19 protein-coding genes and 1 riboswitch are annotated in these 23467 nt (G+C 68.4%); of the genes, 14 read left to right on the forward strand and 5 right to left on the reverse strand.

Translation table 11 applies throughout. The annotated features are described in order from the left end of the window. The first annotated feature begins 497 nt into the window (after positions 1-497). The 3 genes from AB0G47_RS02070 to AB0G47_RS02080 all read left to right on the forward strand — a co-directional run bounded on the left by AB0G47_RS02070 (position 498) and on the right by AB0G47_RS02080 (position 5734). A complete protein-coding gene (locus AB0G47_RS02070; protein ID WP_360763120.1) occupies positions 498-1742 on the forward strand; it encodes a sensor histidine kinase in 1245 nt (414 codons plus the stop codon). After that, entirely contained in the window at positions 1739-2425 is a 687-nt protein-coding gene (locus AB0G47_RS02075) for a response regulator transcription factor (protein WP_360763122.1), read from the forward strand. The genes AB0G47_RS02070 and AB0G47_RS02075 overlap by 4 nt, the downstream gene beginning before the upstream one ends. Before the next feature lie 162 nt (positions 2426-2587). Beyond that, the gene (locus tag AB0G47_RS02080; RefSeq protein WP_360763124.1) at positions 2588-5734 is read left to right on the forward strand and encodes an efflux RND transporter permease subunit; all 3147 of its coding nucleotides are present in this window, start codon (positions 2588-2590) and stop codon (positions 5732-5734) included. Positions 5735-5974: 240 nt separating this feature from the next. Here AB0G47_RS02080 and nadA read toward each other — a convergent pair whose 3' ends face one another. Then, a complete protein-coding gene (gene nadA, locus AB0G47_RS02085) occupies positions 5975-7171 on the reverse strand; it encodes a quinolinate synthase NadA (RefSeq protein WP_360763126.1) in 1197 nt (398 codons plus the stop codon). Positions 7172-7437: 266 nt separating this feature from the next. Between nadA and AB0G47_RS02090 the strand changes: the two genes are divergently transcribed. After that, complete coding sequence (locus AB0G47_RS02090; protein ID WP_030786960.1) at positions 7438-7794, forward strand: iron-sulfur cluster assembly accessory protein; 357 nt, start codon at positions 7438-7440, stop codon at positions 7792-7794. 98 nt (positions 7795-7892) lie between these two features. Here AB0G47_RS02090 and AB0G47_RS02095 read toward each other — a convergent pair whose 3' ends face one another. Both AB0G47_RS02095 and AB0G47_RS02100 read right to left on the reverse strand, forming a co-directional pair. Further along, positions 7893-9392, reverse strand: coding sequence for a hypothetical protein (locus AB0G47_RS02095; RefSeq protein ID WP_360763128.1), 1500 nt, complete (start codon positions 9390-9392; stop codon positions 7893-7895). 154 nt (positions 9393-9546) lie between these two features. Next, positions 9547-9783, reverse strand: coding sequence for a hypothetical protein (locus AB0G47_RS02100; protein WP_360763129.1), 237 nt, complete (start codon positions 9781-9783; stop codon positions 9547-9549). A 135-nt stretch (positions 9784-9918) separates the two neighbouring features. On the opposite strand from AB0G47_RS02100, the gene AB0G47_RS02105 reads away from it, so the two are divergent. Beyond that, a complete protein-coding gene (locus AB0G47_RS02105; protein WP_360763131.1) occupies positions 9919-10893 on the forward strand; it encodes a carbohydrate kinase family protein in 975 nt (324 codons plus the stop codon). On the opposite strand, the gene AB0G47_RS02110 is transcribed toward AB0G47_RS02105, so the two are convergent. Beyond that, complete coding sequence (locus AB0G47_RS02110) at positions 10894-12273, reverse strand: aminotransferase class V-fold PLP-dependent enzyme (RefSeq protein ID WP_360763133.1); 1380 nt, start codon at positions 12271-12273, stop codon at positions 10894-10896. Between the two features lie 346 nt (positions 12274-12619). Here AB0G47_RS02110 and coxB point away from each other — a divergent pair, with 346 nt between their 5' ends. The 4 genes from coxB (at position 12620) to AB0G47_RS02130 (ending at position 17098) form a co-directional block, all read left to right on the forward strand. Next, on the forward strand, positions 12620-13582 hold the full coding sequence (gene coxB, locus AB0G47_RS02115) for a cytochrome c oxidase subunit II (protein WP_266867846.1): 963 nt from the start codon (positions 12620-12622) through the stop codon (positions 13580-13582). Then, positions 13579-15315 carry a cytochrome c oxidase subunit I gene (gene ctaD, locus AB0G47_RS02120; RefSeq protein WP_360763135.1) on the forward strand — a complete coding sequence of 579 codons (1737 nt, stop codon included), beginning with the start codon at positions 13579-13581 and terminating at the stop codon, positions 15313-15315. Before coxB ends, ctaD begins: the two co-directional genes overlap by 4 nt. After that, positions 15312-15710, forward strand: coding sequence for a cytochrome c oxidase subunit 4 (locus AB0G47_RS02125; protein ID WP_360763137.1), 399 nt, complete (start codon positions 15312-15314; stop codon positions 15708-15710). The genes ctaD and AB0G47_RS02125 overlap by 4 nt, the downstream gene beginning before the upstream one ends. A gap of 143 nt (positions 15711-15853) precedes the next feature. Then, positions 15854-17098: an Ig-like domain-containing protein gene (locus AB0G47_RS02130; protein WP_360763139.1), complete on the forward strand. Its 1245-nt coding sequence runs from the start codon at positions 15854-15856 to the stop codon at positions 17096-17098. Between the two features lie 89 nt (positions 17099-17187). Here the strand turns inward: AB0G47_RS02130 and AB0G47_RS02135 are convergent, their stop codons facing one another. Beyond that, positions 17188-17589: a hypothetical protein gene (locus tag AB0G47_RS02135; RefSeq protein ID WP_360763141.1), complete on the reverse strand. Its 402-nt coding sequence runs from the start codon at positions 17587-17589 to the stop codon at positions 17188-17190. Positions 17590-17768: 179 nt separating this feature from the next. Here AB0G47_RS02135 and AB0G47_RS02140 point away from each other — a divergent pair, with 179 nt between their 5' ends. From AB0G47_RS02140 to trpD, 5 genes are all read left to right on the forward strand, one after another. Continuing rightward, entirely contained in the window at positions 17769-18389 is a 621-nt protein-coding gene (locus AB0G47_RS02140) for a heme-copper oxidase subunit III (protein ID WP_266867855.1), read from the forward strand. Positions 18390-18458: 69 nt separating this feature from the next. Then, complete coding sequence (locus AB0G47_RS02145) at positions 18459-19268, forward strand: c-type cytochrome (protein WP_360763142.1); 810 nt, start codon at positions 18459-18461, stop codon at positions 19266-19268. Next, positions 19265-20323 (forward strand): Rieske 2Fe-2S domain-containing protein, encoded by a 1059-nt coding sequence (locus AB0G47_RS02150; RefSeq protein ID WP_360763144.1) that lies wholly within the window; start codon positions 19265-19267, stop codon positions 20321-20323. The genes AB0G47_RS02145 and AB0G47_RS02150 overlap by 4 nt, the downstream gene beginning before the upstream one ends. Next, the gene (locus AB0G47_RS02155) at positions 20320-21954 is read left to right on the forward strand and encodes a cytochrome bc complex cytochrome b subunit (protein WP_360763146.1); all 1635 of its coding nucleotides are present in this window, start codon (positions 20320-20322) and stop codon (positions 21952-21954) included. Before AB0G47_RS02150 ends, AB0G47_RS02155 begins: the two co-directional genes overlap by 4 nt. A gap of 135 nt (positions 21955-22089) precedes the next feature. Then, positions 22090-23154, forward strand: a complete 1065-nt coding sequence (gene trpD / locus AB0G47_RS02160; protein ID WP_360763148.1) for an anthranilate phosphoribosyltransferase — start codon at positions 22090-22092, stop codon at positions 23152-23154. A gap of 86 nt (positions 23155-23240) precedes the next feature. After that, positions 23241-23357, forward strand: a riboswitch (SAM riboswitch). Positions 23358-23467: the final 110 nt, after the last annotated feature.

Consider the following 23467-nt stretch of genomic DNA (forward strand, 5'->3'; position numbering starts at 1 on the left):
GGCGATTCTCTGTTGCGCTGGCCTGGCTAGTCGGTACTCCGGTCTCCCGCCCCCCACCCGATTGCTCTGCAGCTCGGGGCAATTCTCCGGTCCGTCGGTTCGCCGGTCCGCCGGCCCGATGCACGGGTGGCTCCGGTCTTCAGCCCGCCCGTCGGGTTGCTCGGGAGCTCAGGGCAAATCTCTGGTCCGCCGGCCCGTTGATCCGGTGGCTCCGGTCTCTCGCCCCCCGCCCGATTCCCTCGCAGTTCGGGTAACTCTCCCGGCCCGCCCACGCGATCACCCCGCAGCTCCGGGTAATCGGGTGGGTGGGTGGGGAAATCGCCGCGAAGCGGCGGAACGGCTCCCGGGCACGTAAGGCGGGGGGAGTCGCAGCGTGGTCGACCCCGGGGCACGTAAGGCAGGGCGAGGCGCAAGACCGGTCGACCCCGGGGTGCGGAAAGTAAGGCGAGGCGGCAGAGCGGTCCCGGCAGCCCGCAGGGCCCCGTACCGTTTAAGGCGTGACGACTCTTGTGCGGGGCCGCTGTTGGGCCAAGGCGCATCCCTTGGCGGTGGACGGCGCCCTCGCGGCGGCGGTTCTCGTCTGCATGGTCATCGGGTCCCTCGTCGAGCCGTACCGGCACGACGGAGGACCCAGCTGGGGCACCCGCACCCCGGCCACCCTGAACGTGATCCTGATGGTCCTCGGCGCCGTGGCGCTGATCTTCCGCCGCCGCGACCCCTGGCTCGTACTCGCCGCGACCTGCGCCGTCTCCGTCATCGATCTCGTCACCGGCGAGTACCGCGGCGCCGTCGTCATGAGCGCCGTCGTCGCCCTCTACACCGTCGCCGCCACCACCAACCGCCCCACCACCTGGCGCATCGGCCTGATCACCATGACGGGCCTCACAGGAGTGGCGATGGTCGCGGGCCCCCTGCCCTGGTACGCCCAGGAGAACCTCGGCATCTTCGCCTGGACCGGCATGGCCTCCGCCGCGGGCGACGCGGTCCGCAGCCGCCGCGCCTTCGTCGACGCCATAAGGGAGCGCGCCGAGCGGGCGGAACGGACCCGGGAGGAAGAGGCCCGGCGGCGCGTCGCCGAGGAGCGCCTGCGCATCGCCCGCGATCTGCACGATGTCGTCGCGCATCACATCGCCCTGGTCAATGTGCAGGCCGGAGTCGCCGCCCATGTCATGGACAAGCGGCCGGACCAGGCGAAGGAAGCCCTCTCCCACGTGCGCGACGCCAGCCGCTCCGCGCTCAACGAACTGCGCGCCACCGTCGGCCTGTTGCGGCAGTCGGGCGACCCCGAGGCCCCCACCGAACCGGCCCCCGGCCTCGCCCACCTCGACGACCTCGTCGACACCTTCCGGCACGCGGGACTCCCCGTGGAGGTGACCCGCGGCGACGCCGCCACCGAGCTGCCGGCCGGAGCCGACCTGGCCGCCTACCGCATCATCCAGGAGGCCCTCACCAACGTACAGAAGCACGCGGGCACCGGCGCCAAGGCCGAGGTCAGCGTCGTCCGCGTAGGACCGAACATCGAGGTCACGATCCTCGACGACGGCCCCGGCGAGAGCACCGAGCCCCAGGACGACGAGAACAACGGCGGCGGGCACGGGCTGATCGGCATGCGTGAACGCGTCAGCGCGCTCAGCGGCCGCTGCACCGCGGGCCCCCGCTACGGCGGCGGCTTCCGCGTCCATGCGATCCTGCCCGTCACGGCAAAGCCGGTCAGCCCGGCAGAGGGAGGGACCACCGCGTGACGATCCGGGTGCTGCTCGCCGACGACCAGGCACTGCTGCGCAGCGCGTTCAAGGTGCTCGTGAACTCCGAGCCCGACATGGAGGTCGTCGCCGAGGCGTCGGACGGCGCGGAGGCCGTCGAGCTCGCCAAGGCGCGGGCCGCCGACGTGGTCCTGATGGACATCCGGATGCCCGGCACGGACGGTCTCGCCGCCACCCGGCTGATCAGCGCCGACCCCGATCTCTCCCACGTACGCGTGGTGATGCTGACGACCTTCGAGGTCGACGAGTATGTCGTGCAGTCGCTGCGTGCGGGGGCCTCCGGATTCCTCGGCAAGGGGGCCGAGCCGGACGAACTGCTCGGCGCGATCCGCATCGCGGCGGCCGGCGACGCGCTGCTCTCCCCGGCGGCGACCAAGGGCCTAATCGCCAAGTTCCTTGCGCAGGGCGACGGTTCGGACGGTGACGGCGTCGGCGGCGTGCGCGGCGAGCGGCTCGACGCGCTCACCGGGCGCGAGCGCGAGGTCCTCGTCCAGGTCGCCGGCGGGCACTCGAACGACGAGATCGCCGAGCGGCTCGAGGTCAGCCCGCTCACCGTGAAGACCCATGTGAACCGCGCGATGGCGAAGCTGGGCGCCCGCGACCGGGCACAACTCGTCGTCATCGCCTATGAATCGGGCCTGGTACGTCCAAGGGTGGAGTAACCGCTGGGGCGATGTACTGCGCCCGCAGTATGCGCCGCATAAGAACGGGACCCGGGATTGACGGTTCCCGCCCTGGACATGGCAGATCGTGTAGGGGGCACCGGTCGGGCAACGGCCTGTCGGTGCCCGTTCCTGCGCAGTACGCCACAGAGAGAGACCACCATGTCCTGGCTGTCCCGGTTCAGCCTGGCCCAACGGGCCCTGATCGGGCTGATATCGATCGTCGCGCTCGTCTTCGGCGCCATCGCGATCCCTCAGCTCAAGCAGCAGTTGCTGCCCTCCATCGAACTTCCGATGGTGTCCGTCCTGGCCCCGTACCAGGGCGCGTCCCCCGATGTGGTGGAAAAGCAGGTCGTCGAACCGCTCGAGTCCTCCATCGACGCGGTCGACGGGATCACCTCAATCACCTCCACGGCGAGCGAGGGCAACGCCGTGATCATGGCCCAGTTCGACTACGGCAACGGCTCCAAGCAGCTCGTCGCCGATGTCCAGCAGGCCGTCAACCGCGCCGGGGCGCAGCTCCCCGACGACGTCGACCCGCAGGTCATCGCGGGCTCCACCGATGACATCCCGACCGTGGTCCTCTCCGTCACCTCCGACAAGGACCAGCAGGCGCTCTCCGACCAGCTCGACCGCACCGTCGTCCCCGCCATGGAGGACATCGACGGCGTCGGCCAGGTCACCGTCGACGGCGTGCGCGACCTCCAGGTCGACGTCACACCCGACGACAAGAAGCTGGCCAAGGCGGGCCTGACCCCGGCCGCGCTCGGCCAGGCGCTCCAGGCGGGCGGCGCCACGCTCCCCGCGGGCTCCTTCGACGAGGGCGGCAAGAACCGCACCGTCCAGGTCGGCGGCGGCTTCACCTCCCTGAAGCAGATCCAGGACCTGATGGTCACCCCCGAGGCCAAGCCCGGGGAGCGCCCCGGCAAGCCGGTCCGCCTCGGCGACCTCGCCACGGTCGAGCAGCAGCCGGCGGACGCCACGTCCATCACCCGCACCAACGGCAGGCCAAGCCTCGCCGTCGCGATCACCATGGACCAGGACGGCAGCGCCGTCGCCATCTCCGACGCGGTCAAGGACAAGCTCCCCGACCTCCGCAAGGACCTCGGCGCCGGCTCCGACCTGACCGTCGCGAGCGACCAGGGCCCGGCCGTCTCCAAGTCCATCGACGGTCTCACCACCGAGGGCGCGCTCGGCCTGGTCTTCGCGGTCATCGTCATCCTGGTCTTCCTGGCGTCGATCCGCTCGACGCTGGTCACCGCGGTCTCCATCCCGCTCTCGGTCGTCCTCGCCCTGATCGTCCTGTGGACCCGCGACCTCTCCCTCAACATGCTCACGCTCGGCGCGCTGACCATCGCGATCGGCCGCGTCGTCGACGACTCGATCGTGGTCCTGGAGAACATCAAGCGCCATCTCGGATACGGCGAGGAGCGCGAGGCCGCGATCATCAAGGCGGTGAAGGAGGTCGCGGGCGCCGTGACGTCCTCGACCCTGACGACCGTCGCGGTGTTCCTCCCCATCGGCCTGGTCGGCGGCATGGTGGGCGAGCTCTTCGGCTCGTTCTCGCTGACGGTGACGGCGGCGCTCCTGGCGTCCCTGCTCGTCTCGCTGACCGTCGTCCCGGTCCTCTCGTACTGGTTCCTGCGCGCCCCCAAGGACGTGCGCGGCGCCGACCCGGAGGAGGCCCGCCGCAAGGCCGAGGAGAAGGAGGCGAAGAGCAGGCTCCAGCGCATCTACGTCCCCGTCCTGCGGTTCGCGACGCGGCGCCGCTTCACCAGCCTCGCCATCGCGATCGTGATCCTCGTCGGTACGTTCGGCATGGCGCCGCTCCTGAAGACCAACTTCTTCGACCAGGGCGAGCAGGAAGTCCTGACGATCAAGCAGGAGCTGAAGCCGGGCACCAGCCTCGCGGCGTCCAATGCCTCGGCCAAGAAGGTCGAGAAGATGCTCGACGGCCTCGACGAGATCAAGGACTACCAGGTCACCGTCGGCTCGTCCGGTTTCATGGCGGCCTTCGGCGGCTCCACGGACACCAACCAGGCCTCGTACACCCTGACGCTCAAGGACAAGTCCTCGTACGACAAGACCCAGGACCTGCTCGAGGAGGAGCTCGGCAAGCTCTCCGGCATCGGCCAGACGTCCATCGCGGCCGGTGACGGCTTCGGCAGCCAGGACCTGAGCGTGGTCGTCAAGGCCGCCGACGCGGACGTGCTGCGCAAGGCGTCCGACGAGGTGCGCGCCGAGGTCGCGAAGATCGACGACGTCACGGACGTCCAGAGCGACCTCTCGCAGAGCATCCCGCGCATCTCGGTCAAGGCCAACTCCAAGGCGGCGGCGGCCGGTTTCAACGACACCACCCTCGGCCAGGCCGTCGCCCAGGCGGTCCGCGGAACGCAGAGCGGCAAGGCGATCCTGGACGACACCGAGCGCGACGTGGTGGTGAAGTCGGCGAAGCCGGCGAAGACCCTCGCCGAGCTGCGGGGGCTGGACCTCGGCACGGTGAAGCTGGGCGACATCGCCGATGTGAAGCTGGTCGACGGACCGGTCTCGATGACCCGCATCGACGGCGCGCGCGCCGCGACGATCACGGCGAAGCCGACCGGTGAGAACACCGGCGCGGTCAGCGCCGACCTCACCAAGAAGCTCGACGCGCTGCGGCTGCCGGACGGCGCCACGGCGTCCATCGGCGGTGTCTCCGAGGACCAGGACGAGGCGTTCGCCTCGCTGGGGCTCGCGATGCTCGCCGCGATCGCGATCGTCTTCATGCTGCTGGTGGCGACCTTCCGGTCCCTTGCCCAGCCGCTGATCCTGCTGGTCTCGATCCCGTTCGCGGCCACGGGCGCGATCGGCCTGCTGATCGCGACGGACACCCCGATGGGCGTCCCGGCGATGATCGGCATGCTGATGCTCATCGGCATCGTGGTCACCAACGCGATCGTCCTGATCGACCTGATCAACCAGTACCGCAAGCAGGGTCACGGCGTCGTCGATGCGGTCATCGAAGGCGGCCGCCACCGCCTGCGCCCGATCCTCATGACCGCCTTGGCGACGATCTTCGCTCTCCTCCCCATGGCCCTGGGCATCACGGGCGAGGGCGGCTTCATCGCCCAGCCGCTCGCGGTGGTGGTGATCGGCGGCCTGATCACCTCGACCCTCCTCACCCTCCTCCTCGTCCCGACGCTGTACGCGATGCTGGAGCTCCGCAAGGAGCGGCGCCGCGCGAAGCGCGAGGCGAAGCGAGCGAGGAAGGCGGGCGTCCCGCCCCAGGCCGCCCCCGATGCGGGCGACCCGAAGCCGGCTCAGGTGTAGTTCTCTGCCTGCGGGCCGGTGGGGGCTGATCGCGCAGTTCCCCGCGCCCCTGACGGGGCACGATCCCGCCCGCCCCGCGTTGTGGGCAGGCGTTCCGCACGGCGGAACGGGTGGGCACAACGCACCACTGCCGGACCAGCGCTAATCCAAGGAACGGCGCAGGACGACGTAGGAACCGTAGAACGCCGTAAGGGGCGCCCGCAATGGCGGACGCCCCTTACGTGCGAGAACAGGACAGGACTACGGAAGCGCCAGCATCCGCTCCAGGGCCAGCTTCGCGAACTGCTCGGTCTCGCGGTCGACCTCGATCTGGTTGACGAGGTTCCCCTCGGCGAGCGACTCCAGCGCCCAGACCAGGTGCGGCAGGTCGATCCGGTTCATGGTCGAGCAGAAGCAGACCGTCTTGTCGAGGAAGACGATCTCCTTGTCCTCGGAGGCGAAACGGTTGGCCAGGCGGCGTACGAGGTTCAGCTCGGTCCCGATGGCCCACTTGGAGCCGGCGGGCGCCGCCTCCAGGGTCTTGATGATGTGCTCGGTCGAGCCGACGTAATCGGCCGCGGCCACGACCTCGTGCTTGCACTCCGGGTGCACCAGGACGTTCACGCCGGGAATCCGAGCCCGCACGTCCTCGACCGACTCCAGCGAGAAGCGCCCGTGCACCGAGCAGTGCCCGCGCCACAGGATCATCTTCGCGTCGCGCAGCTGCTCGACGGTCAGGCCGCCGTTCGGCTTGTGCGGGTTGTAGACCACGCAGTCGTCGAGCGAGAAGCCCATGTCGCGCACGGCGGTGTTCCGGCCCAGGTGCTGGTCGGGCAGGAACAGGACCTTCTCGCCCTGCTCGTAGGCCCACTCAAGCGCGCGCTTGGCATTGGACGACGTACAGATCGTGCCGCCGTGCTTGCCGGTGAAGGCCTTGATGTCGGCGGAGGAGTTCATGTACGAGACGGGCACGACCTGCTCGGCTATGCCGGCCTCGGTCAGCGCGTCCCAGCACTCCGCGACCTGCTCGGCCGTGGCCATGTCGGCCATCGAGCAGCCCGCGGCCAGGTCGGGAAGCACGACCTTCTGGTCGTCGGTGGTCAGGATGTCCGCCGACTCGGCCATGAAGTGCACGCCGCAGAAGACGATGTACTCCGCCTCGGGCTTGGCGGCCGCGTCCTTGGCCAGCTTGAAGGAGTCGCCGGTGACATCCGCGAACTGGATGACCTCGTCGCGCTGGTAGTGGTGGCCGAGCACGAAGACCTTGTCCCCGAGCTTCTCCTTGGCGGCGCGGGCGCGCTCGACCAGGTCGGGGTCGGAGGGCGACGGCAGATCGCCGGGGCACTCCACACCGCGCTCGCTCTTGGGGTCGGCTTCGCGGCCGAGCAGCAGCAGGGCAAGCGGTGTGGGCTGAACATCGAGGTCCACGAGGTCCACGCGGGACTGGGCGGTGGTCACGACACGCACCCTTTCTCTTCTGCAGACGAGCCTTTTCGTCTAATTGACGTTATCTATCATAACCGCTTCACGTCAGTTTGACGATGGCCATAGTGTCGATGTGACGCGTTCGCCTTTTACGGGCCGGTGCTCCGGGGGATGTCATGTGCGAGCATGAAGGGACAGAAGGCCGAGAGACACAGCAGCACTCGGCCCGGAATGAATCCGCGGCCCCGACGGTTGCAACTGTCGGCAAGCAGTCTCCGTACAACCCGGGAGAGAAGCAGATGTCCGTATCGGACGAGACCACCACCGTGAGCGACGGCATCCTCCTGTCCGACGCCGCCGCGGCGAAGGTCAAGGGCCTTCTTGAGCAGGAGGGCCGGGACGACCTGGCGCTGCGCGTCGCCGTTCAGCCCGGTGGCTGCTCGGGCCTGCGCTACCAGCTGTTCTTCGACGAGCGCACGCTCGACGGCGACGTCGTCAAGGACTTCGACGGCGTGAAGGTCGTGACCGACCGGATGAGCGCTCCCTACCTGGGCGGCGCCTCCATCGACTTCGTCGACACCATCGAGAAGCAGGGCTTCACGATCGACAACCCGAACGCCACCGGCTCCTGCGCCTGCGGCGACTCCTTCAGCTAAATCCGTACGCCGGGCCGTTCTTTCCGGTCCCGTACGCCGAAGGCGGCCCCCCGAGATCTCGGGGGGCCGCCTTCGTGTGCTGGCTGCGGCTAAGTCTCTTACTTCTGCGGCACCGTCTTGCCGCCCGCCGCGTCCACGACCTTCCGGTCGCCGAGCGGCTCGTCCAACGTCACGGTCTGCGTGAACTCCTTGGCGATCATGATGCAGACCTCGCCCTTCTTCTTGGTCTCGGTCACCTTCACGCGCACGCTCTCCTTGGACTCGTCGGCCGACGCCGAGTAGTCACTGCACGCGCCACCCCAGAAGTGCAGCGTCAGCGACTTGCCGTCCGCGCTGTAGGACTCGATGCGCAGCGTCGGGTCCGGGTTCGTGCCCGGCTTCTCGGTGGGCGTCGGCGTGGGGCTCGGTGTGCTCGGCGAGGTCAGGAACTTCGGCTCCACCGCCGGGTGCGTCACGGTGAAACTGTCCTGCGCCCCCTGCGGCTTCACCTCGAAGAGCCAGGACGGCACGAGCGCCTGGCGCCCGTCCACGAACTGCACCGCGAGCCCGAACGTCGCGCCCTTCACGGTGATCGGCTGCGGCTTCGGGGGAGCGGACGAGGGCTCGCAGGGCGCCTGTGTCTTCGTGTCGTCCGCGCTCTGCTGACCGTTGCCCACAGCCGGCTGCTGCCCGTCGCCCGCCGCGTCCGGCACCGGCGTCGCGCAGCCGCCGATGCCGACACGGCCATCGCCCCGGCCCGACTTGTTGAGCTGCTTCAGGGTCTCGTCGGCGCTCGTCACCGGATACGTCGCACCCTTCTCCGGCGCCTTCAAGTGGCCGCTGCCGCCGACCACTTGGCCGTCCGAGCCGACCTGGATGCCGGTCGACCAGCCGTACGTCGGGAGGCCGCCCACCTTCGGGTCGGCGTTCACCACCCGTACGGCGCCCATGAGTTGGCCTGCGTCCAGCTTCGCGTCGTCCTGGCCGAGCGCCTTCAGGACCGGGGCGGCCGCCTTCTTCGCCGCGCCCTCACCGACCGCCTCGCCCGAGCCGTTCGGGGCGGTCGACGTCCCCGAACAGGCCTTGCCCTTCTGGCAGTTGTCGGTGCCGCCGGTGGCGTACTTGGTGAACGTCCAGGTGCCGGGGGCCTGCTTGCTCACCTGGAGCGAGGGCCCCGAGCCGTCCTTGGCCGGACCGATCCGCCAGGCCCCGTCCTGCGACGTGGGCTTGCCCTCGACGCCCAAGGCCTTGGCGAGCTCGGTCACTTGGTCCGCGCCGACCGTGCCCCGCGCGTGGTACACGGCCGCCGAATCCGGTCCGCCGGGCAGCTTGCCCTCGGCGCGGTACGCGGCGCCGTTCGGGTCGGGCTCGCCCGGGGCGATCCCTCCGGTGCCGCCGTCCCGGTCGCCGTCCGTGTATCCGTCGAGCGCGAGCGGCGGGGGAGCCCCGCCGTCCCCCGCGGGTGCGCCGCCGCCATTGCTGCCGCCGGACGCCGTCGCGGCGAAATAGGCGCCGCCGCCACCGACGAGCAGCACCGTGGCCGCCACCGACGCCACGGCAAGGCGGGAACGCCGCCGCTGCGGCTCGGCCGCGTCATGAACGGATCGCTCGGTGCTCACCGCATCGCTCCTTCGACTGCACTGCTGTCCCTCGGGACCCGTGCGTGGGTCTCGTTCGTATCCCGCATCCCCTTTACGGGGGACAGCGGTGGGACGCAGCGGGGGAGCGCACGGTTCCCTCCGTGCGCGCAGATGCCCCTGGAATCAGTCTCGGTCAGTCTCCGTACTCGGACATTCCGTCGATCAGCCGCGCGGACGCGGTCGGCACGGTGACTCCGTGGATCAGGGCGGGCGACACCGGGGCGGCGGTGGCCGCGGCGGGCGCCACCCAGTGCGGGGCCATGCGGGCGCAGTCGCCGCGCAGTGTCTCCAAGCTCTCCAGGGTCTCCAGGGTCTCGGAGGGCAGCTCGACGGGACGCGCGGTGACGACATGCTTCGAGATAACGGCCATAACGGAACCGTACGCACCGCACACCCGGCGAAAAAAGCCCTACTATCGGGTAGTTTTGCCTCTTCAGCGGGGGTGCTCCGACCCGGTAGCGTGAACTGTCAACCCCTCGCCTCTCCTCCACAGGAGTACTCAGCCGTGCGTATCGCAGTCACCGGCTCCATCGCCACCGACCACCTGATGACCTTCCCCGGCCGCTTCGCCGACCAGCTGGTCGCCGATCAGCTGCACACGGTCTCTCTCTCCTTCCTGGTCGACGCCCTCGACGTCCGCAGGGGAGGCGTCGCCGCCAACATCAGCTTCGGCATGGGACAGCTCGGTACCGACCCGATCCTGGTCGGCGCCGCGGGCTCCGACTTCGACGAGTACCGCGCCTGGCTCGACCGGCACGGCGTGGACACGGCCTCCGTACGCATCTCGGAGACCCTGCACACCGCGCGCTTCGTCTGCACCACGGACGCCGACCACAACCAGATCGGCTCCTTCTACACGGGCGCGATGAGCGAGGCCCGCCTCATCGAACTGAAGACCGTCGCCGACCGCGTGGGCGGCCTCGACCTGGTCCTGATCGGCGCCGACGACCCCGAGGCGATGCTCCGCCACACCGAGGAGTGCCGCTCCCGCAAGATCCCGTTCGCCGCGGACTTCTCGCAGCAGATCGCGCGCATGGAGGGCGAGGAGATCCGCACCCTCCTCGACGGCGCCACGTACCTCTTCTCCAACGAGTACGAGAAGGGGCTCATCGAGTCCAAGACGGGCTGGGCCGACGCCGAGATCCTCTCCCGGGTCGGCCACCGTGTGACCACCCTCGGCTCGCGCGGCGTCCGCATCGAGTCCGCCGGACAGGACCCGATCGAGGTCGGCGTCGCCGAGGAAGAGGCGAAGGTCGAGCCCACCGGCGTCGGCGACGCGTTCCGCGCGGGCTTCCTTTCGGGCCTGGCCTGGGGTGTCTCGCACGAGCGCGCGGCCCAGGTCGGCTGCATGCTCGCCACCCTGGTCATCGAGACCGTCGGCACGCAGGAGTACGAGCTGCAGCGCAGCAACTTCATGGACCGCTTCACCAAGGCGTACGGCCATGGCGCGGCCGCGGAGGTCCAGGAGCACCTGGCCTAGTCACGAGCTCCGGCGGACCACATAGGCAGTGCCGTGGTCCGCCGGCTCCTCGCCCACGTACTCCTGCCCCCGCATCTCGCACCACGCCGGGATGTCGAGCCGGGCCGCCTCGTCGTCGGCGAGGACCGTGACGGTGCCGCCCACCGGCACGTCCCCGATGACCTTCGCGAGCTCGATGACGGGCAGCGGGCAGCGCTTGCCGAGCGCGTCGACGACGAGAGAAGCGGATTCCGCGCGCTTGGTGGCTGCCACCGGCGCGCCCAGCTGTTCACGCACCCCGGCCACCACGCCCGGCAGCACCTCCAGAAAATGTTCGACCTCTTCTTCCTGGGTCCCCCGTGGGAGTGACACCCGGACATTGCCCTCGCTCAGTACGCCCATGGCCTTCAGGACATGGCTCGGGGTCAGCGTCGAGCTGGTGCAGGACGATCCGGAGGAGACCGAGAACCCGGCCCGGTCCAGCTCGTGCAGCACGGTCTCCCCATCGACATAGAGACACGAGAACGTGACGAGATGGGGCAGGCGCCGCACGGGATCGCCCACCACCTCCACATCCGGCACGAGCCCCGGCACCCGCGCCCGGATCAGCTCGGTCAGCTCCCGCAGCCTGGCACCCTCCGCGGCGGCCTCGGCCCGCACGGCCCGCAGCGAGGCCGCGGCGGCGACCACCGCGGGGATGTTCTCGAAGCCGGCCGCCCGCCCCGACTCCCGCTCGTCGGCGGGGCCTTGAGCGGCGAACCGCACTCCCTTGCGTACGACGAGAAGTCCCGCACCCGCGGGCCCGCCCCATTTGTGGGCACTCGCGGCAAGCAGCGACCAGTCCCCGTCGACAGGACCCCACGGCAGCGACTGCGCCGCGTCCACGAGCAGCGGCACCCCGGCGGCACGGCATGCCGACGCGACCTCGGCCACCGGCTGTTCCGTGCCCACCTCGTGGTTGGCGGACTGCAGACAGGCGAGGGCCGTGTCGGGGCGCAGCGCCCCGGCGTACGCCTCGGGGGACACCGCCCCGGTCCGGTCCACGCCCACCTCGGTGACCGTCCCGCCGGCGGACTCGTGCGCCGCCGCAGAATGGAGGACCGACGAGTGTTCGACCGCGGACACCACCAGATGCCGCCCGGCACGCCGCCGCCCGGCGAGCGCCCCGGCGATCCCGGAGTGCACCGCACGGGTCCCGGACGAGGTGAAGGAGAGCTCGTCGGGGCGGCACCCCACCGCATCCGCGGCGGCCTCGCGCGCCGCGTCGAGCAACAGCCTGGCCCGCCGCCCCTCCCGATAGAGCCGCGCGGGATCGGCCCACCCCTCATCGAGCGACGCCTGCAGCGCCTGCCGGGCGACGGGGTGGAGGGGAGCGGAGGAGGCGACATCGAAGTAGGTCACATGCCAACGCTAGAACGTTCCCCCGAGGAGACGCCCCGGGGGGAGCGCCCCGAAGGGGCGCGGGGAACTGCGCGACAAGCCACGAAGGACCCGCAGTCGCGGACCGGGAGATTCCGCCGAGCCGGTGGGCGCCCGACCCCCCGTCAGAAAGCCACCGCCGGGAGGGGCTCCCACCCTTCGGAGTGACCCGCGGCGCGTTAGGCACCCTCCCCGCGCGACCCCAAATAGCGTCCAGTAAGGTTTGGCCCGCATAAACATCCAAACCCCTGCCCGCCGCAGGGCGGCGACCGACCAGCGAGAAGGCCGCACCCGACCGCGCGGGCCGAGACTCTCGGGAAGGCGCTACGTGAGTCCCAACGGCTCCGACCGCTCGTCGCGGCGCCCGATGCGGCGGAAGCTGCCGCAGGTGCTGACTGCGGGCCTGATCCTTGCGACCGCTACAGGTTGCACATACAAGGACTTCCCCCGCCTTGGTATGCCCACCCCCGTAACGGAAGAGGCTCCGCGGATCCTCTCCCTCTGGCAGGGCTCGTGGGCGGCAGCGCTCGCCACGGGCGTGCTGGTCTGGGGTCTGATCCTGTGGAGTGTCATCTTCCACCGGCGCAGCCGCACCAAGGTGGAGGTACCTCCGCAGACGCGTTACAACATGCCGATCGAGACGCTGTACACGGTGGTCCCGCTCATCATCGTCTCGGTGCTCTTCTACTTCACGGCTCGCGATGAGTCGAAGCTCCTCAAGCTCGAGGACAAGCCCGCCCACACGATCAACGTGGTCGGCTACCAGTGGAGCTGGGGCTTCAACTACATCGAGGACGTGCCGGGTTCCAACAAGGGCGACGCCAAGACGTCCAAGGAGCTCGAGGCCATCCCGGACAAGTTCCGCAAGGCCTTCCCGGCGAACGCCGGCGGCGTCTACGAGGTCGGTACGCCCGGCGAGCGGAACCCGCAGAACGGCAACCCGGGCCCGACCCTCTGGCTCCCCAAGGGCGAGAAGGTCCGCTTCGTACTGACTTCGCGTGACGTCATCCACTCCTTCTGGGTGGTGCCGTTCCTCATGAAGCAGGACGTCATCCCGGGCCACACCAACGCCTTCGAGGTGACTCCCAACAGGGAGGGCACCTTCATGGGCAAGTGCGCCGAGCTCTGCGGTGTCGACCACTCCCGGATGCTCTTCAACGTGAAGGTCGTTTCCCCCGAGCGCTACCAGAAGCACCTCGAGGACCTCGCGAAGAAGAACCAGACCGGTTACATCCCGGCCGGCATCGAGCAGACGAGCCACGAGAAGAACCGGGAGACGAACAACCTGTGAGCATCCTCAACGAACCTCAGGGTGCCGCGGCAGCAGACGACTCGTACGAGAATGAGCTGCCGGTACGGCGCAAGCAGCCGGGCAACGTCGTCATCAAGTGGCTGACCACCACTGACCACAAGACGATCGGCACGCTCTACCTGGTCACGTCGTTCGCGTTCTTCTGCATCGGCGGTGTGATGGCGCTCTTCATGCGCGCCGAGCTCGCCCGCCCCGGCTCGCAGCTGATGTCGAACGAGCAGTTCAACCAGGCGTTCACGATGCACGGCACGATCATGCTGCTGATGTTCGCGACGCCGCTGTTCGCCGGATTCGCGAACTGGATCATGCCGCTGCAGATCGGCGCGCCCGACGTGGCGTTCCCGCGGCTGAACATGTTCGCGTACTGGCTGTACCTCTTCGGCTCGCTGATCGCGGTGGGCGGCTTCCTCACCCCGCAGGGTGCGGCCGACTTCGGCTGGTTCGCCTACTCCCCGCTGTCGGACGCGGTCCGCTCGCCGGGCATCGGCGCCGACATGTGGATCATGGGTCTGGCCTTCTCCGGCTTCGGCACGATCCTCGGCTCGGTCAACTTCATCACCACGATCATCTGCATGCGCGCTCCCGGCATGACGATGTTCCGGATGCCGATCTTCGTGTGGAACGTCCTGCTGACCGCCGTACTGGTCCTGCTGGCCTTCCCGGTCCTGGCCGCCGCGCTGTTCGCCCTGGAGGCGGACCGCAAGTTCGGTGCCCATATCTTCGACGCCTCAAATGGCGGCGCGCTGCTATGGCAACACCTCTTCTGGTTCTTCGGCCATCCAGAGGTGTACATCATCGCGTTGCCATTCTTCGGAATCATTTCCGAGGTCATCCCGGTCTTCTCCCGCAAGCCGATGTTCGGCTACATGGGCCTGATCGGCGCGACGATCGCGATCGCGGGTCTCTCCGTGACCGTGTGGGCGCACCACATGTACGTCACCGGTGGCGTGCTCCTGCCGTTCTTCTCCTTCATGACGTTCCTGATCGCCGTGCCAACAGGCGTGAAGTTCTTCAACTGGATCGGAACGATGTGGAAGGGCTCACTGAGTTTCGAGACACCGATGCTCTGGGCCGTCGGCTTCCTGATCACCTTCACCTTCGGTGGTCTGACGGGCGTCATCCTGGCCTCGCCGCCGATGGACTTCCACGTCTCCGACTCGTACTTCGTGGTCGCGCACTTCCACTACGTCGTCTTCGGCACCGTGGTCTTCGCGATGTTCTCCGGATTCCACTTCTGGTGGCCGAAGTTCACCGGCAAGATGCTCGACGAGCGCCTCGGCAAGATCACGTTCTGGACGCTGTTCGTGGGCTTCCACGGCACGTTCCTGGTGCAGCACTGGCTGGGTGCTGAGGGCATGCCGCGTCGTTACGCGGACTACCTCGCCGCCGACGGCTTCACCGCGCTGAACACGATCTCGACGATCTGCTCGTTCCTGCTCGGTCTGTCGATCCTGCCGTTCTTCTACAACATCTGGAAGACGGCCAAGTACGGCAAGAAGATCGAGGTCGACGACCCGTGGGGCTACGGCCGTTCGCTGGAGTGGGCGACGTCCTGCCCGCCGCCGCGGCACAACTTCCTCACGCTGCCGCGCATTCGCTCGGAATCCCCGGCGTTCGACCTGCACCACCCGGAGATCGCGGCGCTCGACCAGCTTGAGCACGCAGGCCACGGTGCCAGCGCCATCGCGGGCAGCAAGGAGGCCGGCAAGTGAAGATCCAGGGCAAGATGTTCATCTGGCTGAGCGTCTTCGTGCTCGCCATGGCGATCGTCTACGGCTGGTGGTCCAAGGAGCCGGCCGGTACGACCGCGCTCTTCCTGGCCTTCGGCCTGTGCATCATGATCGGCTACTACCTGGCCTTCACGGCCCGGCGTGTCGACGCGTCCGCACAGGACAACAAGGAGGCCGAGGTCGCGGACGAGGCCGGCGAGGTGGGCTTCTTCAGCCCGCACAGCTGGCAGCCGCTCTCCCTGGCCGTCGGTGGTGCGCTCGCCTTCCTGGGCGTCGTCTTCGGCTGGTGGCTGCTGTACTTCTCGACCCCGATCATCCTGATCGGCCTCTTCGGCTGGGTCTTCGAGTACTACCGCGGCGAGAACCAGACCCAGTGAGTCTGTAGTTCACAAGTTCACATCCGCACCGAGGGGCCCGGACACTCCGCCAGGAGAGTCCGGGCCCCTCGGCGTGTCGCGCTTGACACCCATACGGGTCACACAACGCGCCGGAGGTGATGAACCTTCATACGGTGTGTTTCATGAGCCACTCACCCCGAATCCGCACTGTACTGAGCTGCACGATGCTGGTGGCCGCCCTCGGTGCCGGGGCCACGGCGTGCGGCAGCTCCGGCCATCCGCTCTCGGCGAAGCCGTACGACGCGGCCGGCCAGATCGCCTTCAACGGCCCGGTGGGCAGTCAGAAGGCGGATCCGGACAAGCCCCTCGAAGTCACCGCAGAGGGCGACGACGGGCGCATCACCGATGTGACGGCCACCGACGCGCAGGGGCGGTACGTGGCAGGCGAACTCGCCGCCGACGGCGCCCGCTGGCACACCACGGCGCCGCTGGCGGCAGGCACCCAGTACACGGTGCGGGTCAGCACCGAGGACGGAGAGGGCTCGCCGGGCCGCAAGGTGCTGACCTTCAACACCGACGCCCCCGGCAAGAAGAAGCGGCTCGACGTCACCTTCGGCCCCGACTCGGGCAAGTACGGCGTCGGCCAGCCCGTCACGGCGAAGCTCAGCGCCAAAGTGAAGGGCAAGGAGGCTAGGGCCGTCGTGGAGCGCGGCCTGAAGGTCGAGACGCAGCCCGCCACCGAGGGCGCCTGGCACTGGGTGGACAGCAAGACGCTGCACTACCGCCCCAAGGAGTACTGGCCCACGGGCGCGACCATCAACGTACGGAGCAACCTCAAGGGCATCAAGGTACGCGACAGACTCTGGGGCGGCGGGGCCAAGCCGCTGAGGCTGACCATCGGCGACCGCATCGAGGCCGTGACGGACGCCGGGTCGCACTACATGACGGTCTACCGCAACGGCGAGGTGATCAACTCCATCCCGGTGACCACGGGCAGGCCCGGCTACTCCACGCGCAACGGCGTCAAGGTGGTGCTGGGCAAGGAGTACTCCGTACGCATGACCAGTGCCAGCATCGGCGCATCGGACTTCTACGACAAGATGGTCTATTACGCGACGCGGGTCACCGACTCCGGTGAGTATGTGCACGCCGCGCCCTGGTCGGTCGGCTCGCAGGGCAACGCGAACACCAGCCACGGCTGCACCGGAATGAGCACCGACAACGCCGCCTGGTTCTACGAGACCGTCCGGCAGGGCGACATCGTGAAGGTCGTCAACAGCTTTGGCGCGGACATGGATCCGTTCGGCAACGGCTTCGGCGACTGGAACGTCGACTGGAAGGAGTGGCGGGGCGGCAGCGCCCTGTTGGAAGACGTCAAGGAAGGCCCCACAGTGGTCGACGCGGCCCGGCTGCGGCCGCAGGTCTGAGAGTGCCGCAGGAGACGCATGAGAGGGGCCCACGCGGCACGTGGGCCCCTCTCATGCGTTCTCGTACGTCTCGTGCGCCAAGTGGCGCCTCAGGCCTGTACGGCCGGCCTGACGCGCAGCAGGGCGGCCAGCGTTTCGGCGAACTCGACCGGTTCGACCGGAAGGGTCACCGCCGCCTCCGCGCGGCTCCAGGTGGCGAGCCAGGCGTCCTGCGGGCGCCCCATGAGCAGGAGCACCGGCGGGCAATGGAAGATCTCGTCCTTGAGCTGACGGCAGACCCCCATGCCGCCGACGGGCTTGGCCTCGCCGTCGAGCACACAGACGTCGATGCCGCCCCGGTCGAGTTCCTTCAGTACGGCGGGCAGCGTCGCGCACTCGATGAACTCGACCGCGGGGACGTCCGCAGCCGGCTTGCGTCCGGTGGCCAACCGGACCTGCTCGCGGGTGCTCGCGTTGTCGCTGTAGACCAGCACCGTGGCGGTCGGCTGCATTGTTCCTCCGCTTCGTTGAGGGGCTCTCGGCCGGGGACCGATGCGCGGATGCTACTCCTCCGGACACCCCGTCAACAGCGGTTAGGACAGCCCTTCGATGGGCCATACGGGCAGGACACACGCCGTAGACACTCCGAACGGCACCCCCCGGGGTGAGGGCGGGATAAGCGACCGACATAATGTCGGTCGTGGCGACAGCAACGACAGTAGATACCGGGCACGCGCACCCGCCGGTCAATCGACCGAACCTCACCAGCGTCGGAACCATCATCTGGCTCAGTTCCGAGCTGATGTTCTTCGCGGCCCTCTTCGCGATGTACTTCACCCTGCGATCGGTGACAGGTCCTGATCACTGGAAGGAAATGGCTTCGGCCCTCAACTTCCCGTTCTCGGCGACGAACACCACGATCCTGGTGCTCTCCTCCCTCACCTGTCAGCTCGGCGTATTCGCCGCCGAGCGCGGTGACGTGAAGAAGCTCCGGATGTGGTTCATCGTCACCTTCATCATGGGTGCGGTCTTCATCGGCGGTCAGGTGTACGAGTACACCGAGCTGGTCAAGCACGAGGGCCTCTCGCTCTCGTCCGACCCGTACGGCTCGGTCTTCTACCTGACCACCGGCTTCCACGGACTGCACGTGACAGGCGGCCTCATCGCCTTCCTGCTGGTCCTCGGCCGCACCTACGCGGCCAGGAGGTTCACCCACGAGCAGGCGACCGCAGCCATCGTCGTGTCCTACTACTGGCACTTCGTCGATGTTGTCTGGATCGGTCTTTTTGCCACGATCTACATGATCAAGTAGCCGGGCCCGAACCCGAATCCGAACCATTCCGAAGCATCGACGCAGAAGATCCTGACACCGGGGTAATCCGTGAAAAAGCTCTCCGCACGACGACGCCACCCGCTGGCGGCGATCGTCGTCCTACTCCTCGCGCTGGCGGCCACCGGGGGGCTGTACGCCGCGTTCGCACCCGCGGACAAGGCGCAGGCCGACGACACCGCCCAGTCCCTCGCCATCGACGAGGGCAAGAAGCTCTACTCCGTTGGCTGCTCCAGCTGCCACGGAACCGGCGGTCAGGGGTCCTCCGACGGTCCGAGCCTGGTGGGCGTCGGCGCCGCCGCCGTTGACTTCCAGGTCAGCACCGGCCGCATGCCGCTCCAGCAGCCGGGCGCCCAGGCGCCGAAGAAGAAGGCCATCTACAACCAGGCCCAGGTCGACCAGCTCGCGGCGTACATCGCCTCGCTGGGCGCCGGACCGAACATCCCCACCGAGAAGCAGTACAGCCCGGACGGCGCGGACATCGCCAAGGGTGGCGAGCTGTTCCGCACCAACTGCGCGCAGTGCCACAACTTCACCGGTGAAGGCGGCGCGTTGACGAACGGCAAGTTCGCCCCGTCGTTGGAGGATGTCTCCCCGAAGCACATCTACGAGGCCATGCAGACCGGCCCGCAGAACATGCCGTCCTTCCCCGACACGGTCATGCCGGAGAAGAACAAGAAGGACATCATCGCGTACCTCGACGCGGTCAACGGCGAAGAGACCGAGAGCCCCGGCGGCCTCTCGCTGGGCGGCCTCGGTCCGGTCAGTGAAGGCCTGTTCGGCTGGATCTTCGGCCTCGGCTCGCTGATCGCGGTCGCCGTGTGGGTCGCCGCTCGGACCGCAAAGGCCAAGAAGTCATGAGTAGCCAAGAGAATCCAGAAGAGAACCTGCCCAGCGCGCAGGAGACCGAGCACAGCTCGGTAGCGGTTGCGGACGAGAAGAACCCGTTCGCCGACCCGGGGCTGCCGCCCCACGAGCATCGGGTCCAGGACATCGACGAGAAGGCAGCCCGGCGCTCCGAGCGCGCGGTCGCCTTCATGTTCCTGCTCTCGATGCTGGCCACGGTCGGCTTCATCGCCTCGTTCGTGGCCTTCCCGGTCGACCAGAGCGTGTACATCTGGCCGATCGGCCACATCAGCGCGCTCAACTTCTCCCTGGGGATGACCCTCGGCATCGCCCTCTTCTGCATCGGCGCGGGCGCGGTCCACTGGGCCCGCACCCTGATGTCCGACGTGGAGGTCGCCGACGAGCGGCACCCCATCGCCGCCGAGCCCGAGGTCAAGGCCAAGGTCATGGCCGACTTCAAGGCCGGCGCCGAGGAGTCGCAGTTCGGCCGCCGCAAGCTGATCCGCAACACGATGTTCGGCGCGCTGGCCATGGTGCCGCTCTCCGGCATCGTCCTGCTGCGTGACCTCGGTCCGCTGCCCGAGGACAAGTTGCGGCACACGCTCTGGGGCAAGGGCAAGCTGCTCGTGAACATGAACACGAACGAGCCGCTGCGCCCGGCGGACGTCTCGGTCGGTTCGCTGACCTTCGCCAAGCCCGAGGGCCTGGAGGAGCACGATCACGACTTCCAGGTGCAGATCGCCAAGGCGGCCCTGATGATCGTCCGGATCCAGCCGGACAACATCAAGGACAAGCGCGAGCTCGACTGGTCGCACGACGGCATCGTCGCCTACTCCAAGATCTGCACCCACGTGGGTTGCCCGATCTCCCTGTACGAGCAGCAGACGCACCACGTCCTCTGCCCGTGCCACCAGTCCACCTTCGACCTCTCCGACGGTGCCCGAGTGATCTTCGGCCCGGCCGGTCACGCACTGCCGCAGCTGCGCATCGGCGTGAACGACGAGGGCTACCTCGAGGCGCTCGGCGACTTCGAAGAGCCCGTCGGTCCTGCTTTCTGGGAGCGCGGATGAGCACTTCGGCGAACGACAACAGCCGCAAGAAGGAGGCGCCCGCCGGTGAGCGGGTGGCCGACTGGGCGGACGGCCGGCTCGGGATCTACTCCCTGGCCAAGGCCAACATGCGCAAGATCTTCCCGGACCACTGGTCCTTCATGCTGGGTGAGGTCGCGCTCTACAGCTTCATCATCATCATCCTCACGGGTGTGTATCTGACGCTGTTCTTCCACCCGTCGATGAACGAGGTGGAGTACCACGGCAGCTACGTCCCGCTGCAGGGACAGCTGATGTCCGAGGCGTTCAACTCGACCATGCACATCAGCTTCGATGTGCGCGGTGGTCTGCTGATCCGGCAGATCCACCACTGGGCGGCGCTGATCTTCCTCGCGGCGATGTTCGTGCACATGATGCGCGTCTTCTTCACGGGTGCCTTCCGCAAGCCCCGTGAGGTCAACTGGATCTTCGGCTTCCTGCTGCTCGTCCTCGGCATGTTCACCGGCTTCACCGGTTACTCGCTCCCGGACGACCTGCTCTCCGGCACCGGTGTCCGCTTCATGCAGGGCGCGATCCTGTCCGTACCGATCGTCGGCACGTACCTGTCGATGTTCCTGTTCGGCGGGGAGTTCCCCGGCGGCGACTTCGTGGCCCGGTTCTACTCGGTCCACATCCTGCTGCTGCCCGGCATCATGATGGGCCTCCTGGTGGCCCACCTGATCCTGGTCTTCTTCCACAAGCACACGCAGTTCGCGGGCCCCGGCAGGACCGAGAAGAACGTCGTCGGCATGCCGCTGCTCCCGGTCTACATGGCCAAGGCCGGAGGCTTCTTCTTCCTGGTCTTCGGCATCATCGCGGCCATCTCGGCGATCGCCACGATCAACCCGATCTGGGCGCTCGGCCCGTACCGTCCGGACCAGGTGTCCACCGGAGCCCAGCCCGACTGGTACATGGGCTTCTCCGAGGGCCTGATCCGGTTCATGCCGGGCTGGGAGATCAATCTCTGGGGTCACACGCTCGTCCTTGGCGTGTTCATCCCGCTGATCATCTTCCCGCTGGTCCTGGTCGCGATCGCGGTCTACCCGTTCATCGAGTCCTGGGTCACCGGCGACAAGCGCGAGCACCACATCCTGGACCGCCCGCGCAACGCCCCGACCCGTACGGCCTTCGGTGTCGCATGGATGTCCTGGTACTTCGTGCTGCTCATCGGCGGCGGAAACGACCTGTGGGCCACGCACTTCCATCTGTCGATCAACTCGATCACCTGGTTCGTGCGGATCGCCTTCTTCGTCTTCCCGGTGCTGGCGTTCATCATCACCAAGCGGATCTGCCTGGGTCTGCAGCGGCGCGACAAGGACAAGGTGCTGCACGGACGCGAGTCCGGCATCATCAAGCGCCTGCCGCACGGTGAGTTCATCGAGGTCCACGAGCCGCTCAACCAGGAGCAGCTGCACACGCTCACCGCGCACCATCAGTACGAGCCGATCGAGATCGGCCCGACGGTCGACGAGAACGGTGTCGAGCGCAAGGTGTCCGGTTCGCAGAAGCTCCGGGCCAAGCTCTCGAAGGGCTACTACGGGGAAGAGAGCCAGATCCCCAAGCCCACCGTCGAGGAGTACAAGGAGATCACGAGCGGCCACGGCCACCACTGATCCCTGAGCTCACAGAGCTCTGACCACAAGGTCGCCACGGCAAGAGCCCCGTCCATTGCGCGGACGGGGCTCTTTGCCGTCCCCGGACCTGGATAGGGTGTCCTTGGCCCATTTATACGAACTCAGGAGCGGCAGATGAGCGCTGTGACCCCCGCAGGAGGCAATACCGCGGCGGGCCGTTCCTGGCCCGACGTACTGAACGGTCTGCTCGACGGGCGCGACCAGAGCGCCGACGACACCGCCTGGGCCATGGACCGCATCATGCGCGGCGAGGCCACCGACGCGCAGATCGCCGGTTTCGTGGTGGCGCTGCGGGCCAAGGGCGAGACGGTCGAGGAGATCTCCGGTCTCGTACGCGCCATGTATGAGCACGCCAATGTGATCAAGGTGCCCGGCGAGACCGTCGACATCGTCGGCACCGGCGGCGACGGCGCCAAGACCGTCAACATCTCCACGATGTCCGCGATCGTCATCGCCGGCGCGGGCGCGAAGGTCGTCAAGCACGGCAACCGCGCCGCGTCGTCGGCAAGCGGTGCCTCCGATGTGCTCGAGAAGCTCGGCGTGAACCTGGAGCTCACGCCGCAGCGGGTCGTCGAGGTCGTGGAGGAGGCGGGCATCACCTTCTGCTTCGCGGTGAAGTTCCACCCGGCGCTGCGGTACGCGGGCGCCGCGCGCGGCCAGCTGGGCATCCGGACCGTGTTCAACCTGCTCGGTCCGCTCACCAACCCGGCCAGGGTGCGGGCCCAGGCGGTCGGTGTCGCCGACCCGCGGATGGCGCCCGTGGTGGCCGGGGTCTTCGCCGAGCGCGGGCATTCCTCGCTCGTCTTCCGCGGCGACGACGGGCTCGACGAGCTGACGACGACGTCGACCTCCCGGGTCTGGGTGGTGCGTGACGGCGCCGTGCGCGAGGAGGCCTTCGACCCGCGCGACGTCGGGATCGACCTGGTGCCCATCGAGGCGCTGCGGGGCGCCGACGCCTCGTACAACGCGGAGGTCGCGCGGCGGCTGCTCGACGGGGAGACCGGGCCGGTGCGGGACGCGGTGCTGCTCAACTCGGCGGCGGCGCTCGTGGCCCTCTCGCCGGGCGAGGGGAGCCTCGTGGAGCAGATCCGGGCCGGCATGGTGCGGGCGGCCGAGTCCATCGACTCCGGGGCCGCGAAGAAGGCCCTGGAGCGCTGGGTGGCGGCCAGCAACCGCTGACGCGGGCCCCGAGTGTGACGCAAGGCGCAGTCCGGATTCTGGACTGCGCCTTGCGCGTCGAAGATCATGTGGCAAGATGCTCAACAGGTCATGAGTGACAGCGATTAGGCCCCGGCTTGCTGTCCGGCAACCCTCCGTCCGTGGCGGGGTGCCCCGGGTGAAGACCAGGCCGTACGCAGCAAGGCGTATGGCAAGCGCGGACCCCTGCGCACTCGATGAGTGTCGCATCCCTGGGGTCCTGGTCCTCAAGGGAGCAGTCTCGTGAGCAAGCGAATGCGATAGGGCTTTCCGGCCCCTTTTCCGCACCCCCTTT

The sequence above is a fragment of the Streptomyces sp. NPDC021622 genome (assembly GCF_040640795.1).
In the GTDB taxonomy this organism is placed as follows: domain Bacteria; phylum Actinomycetota; class Actinomycetes; order Streptomycetales; family Streptomycetaceae; genus Streptomyces.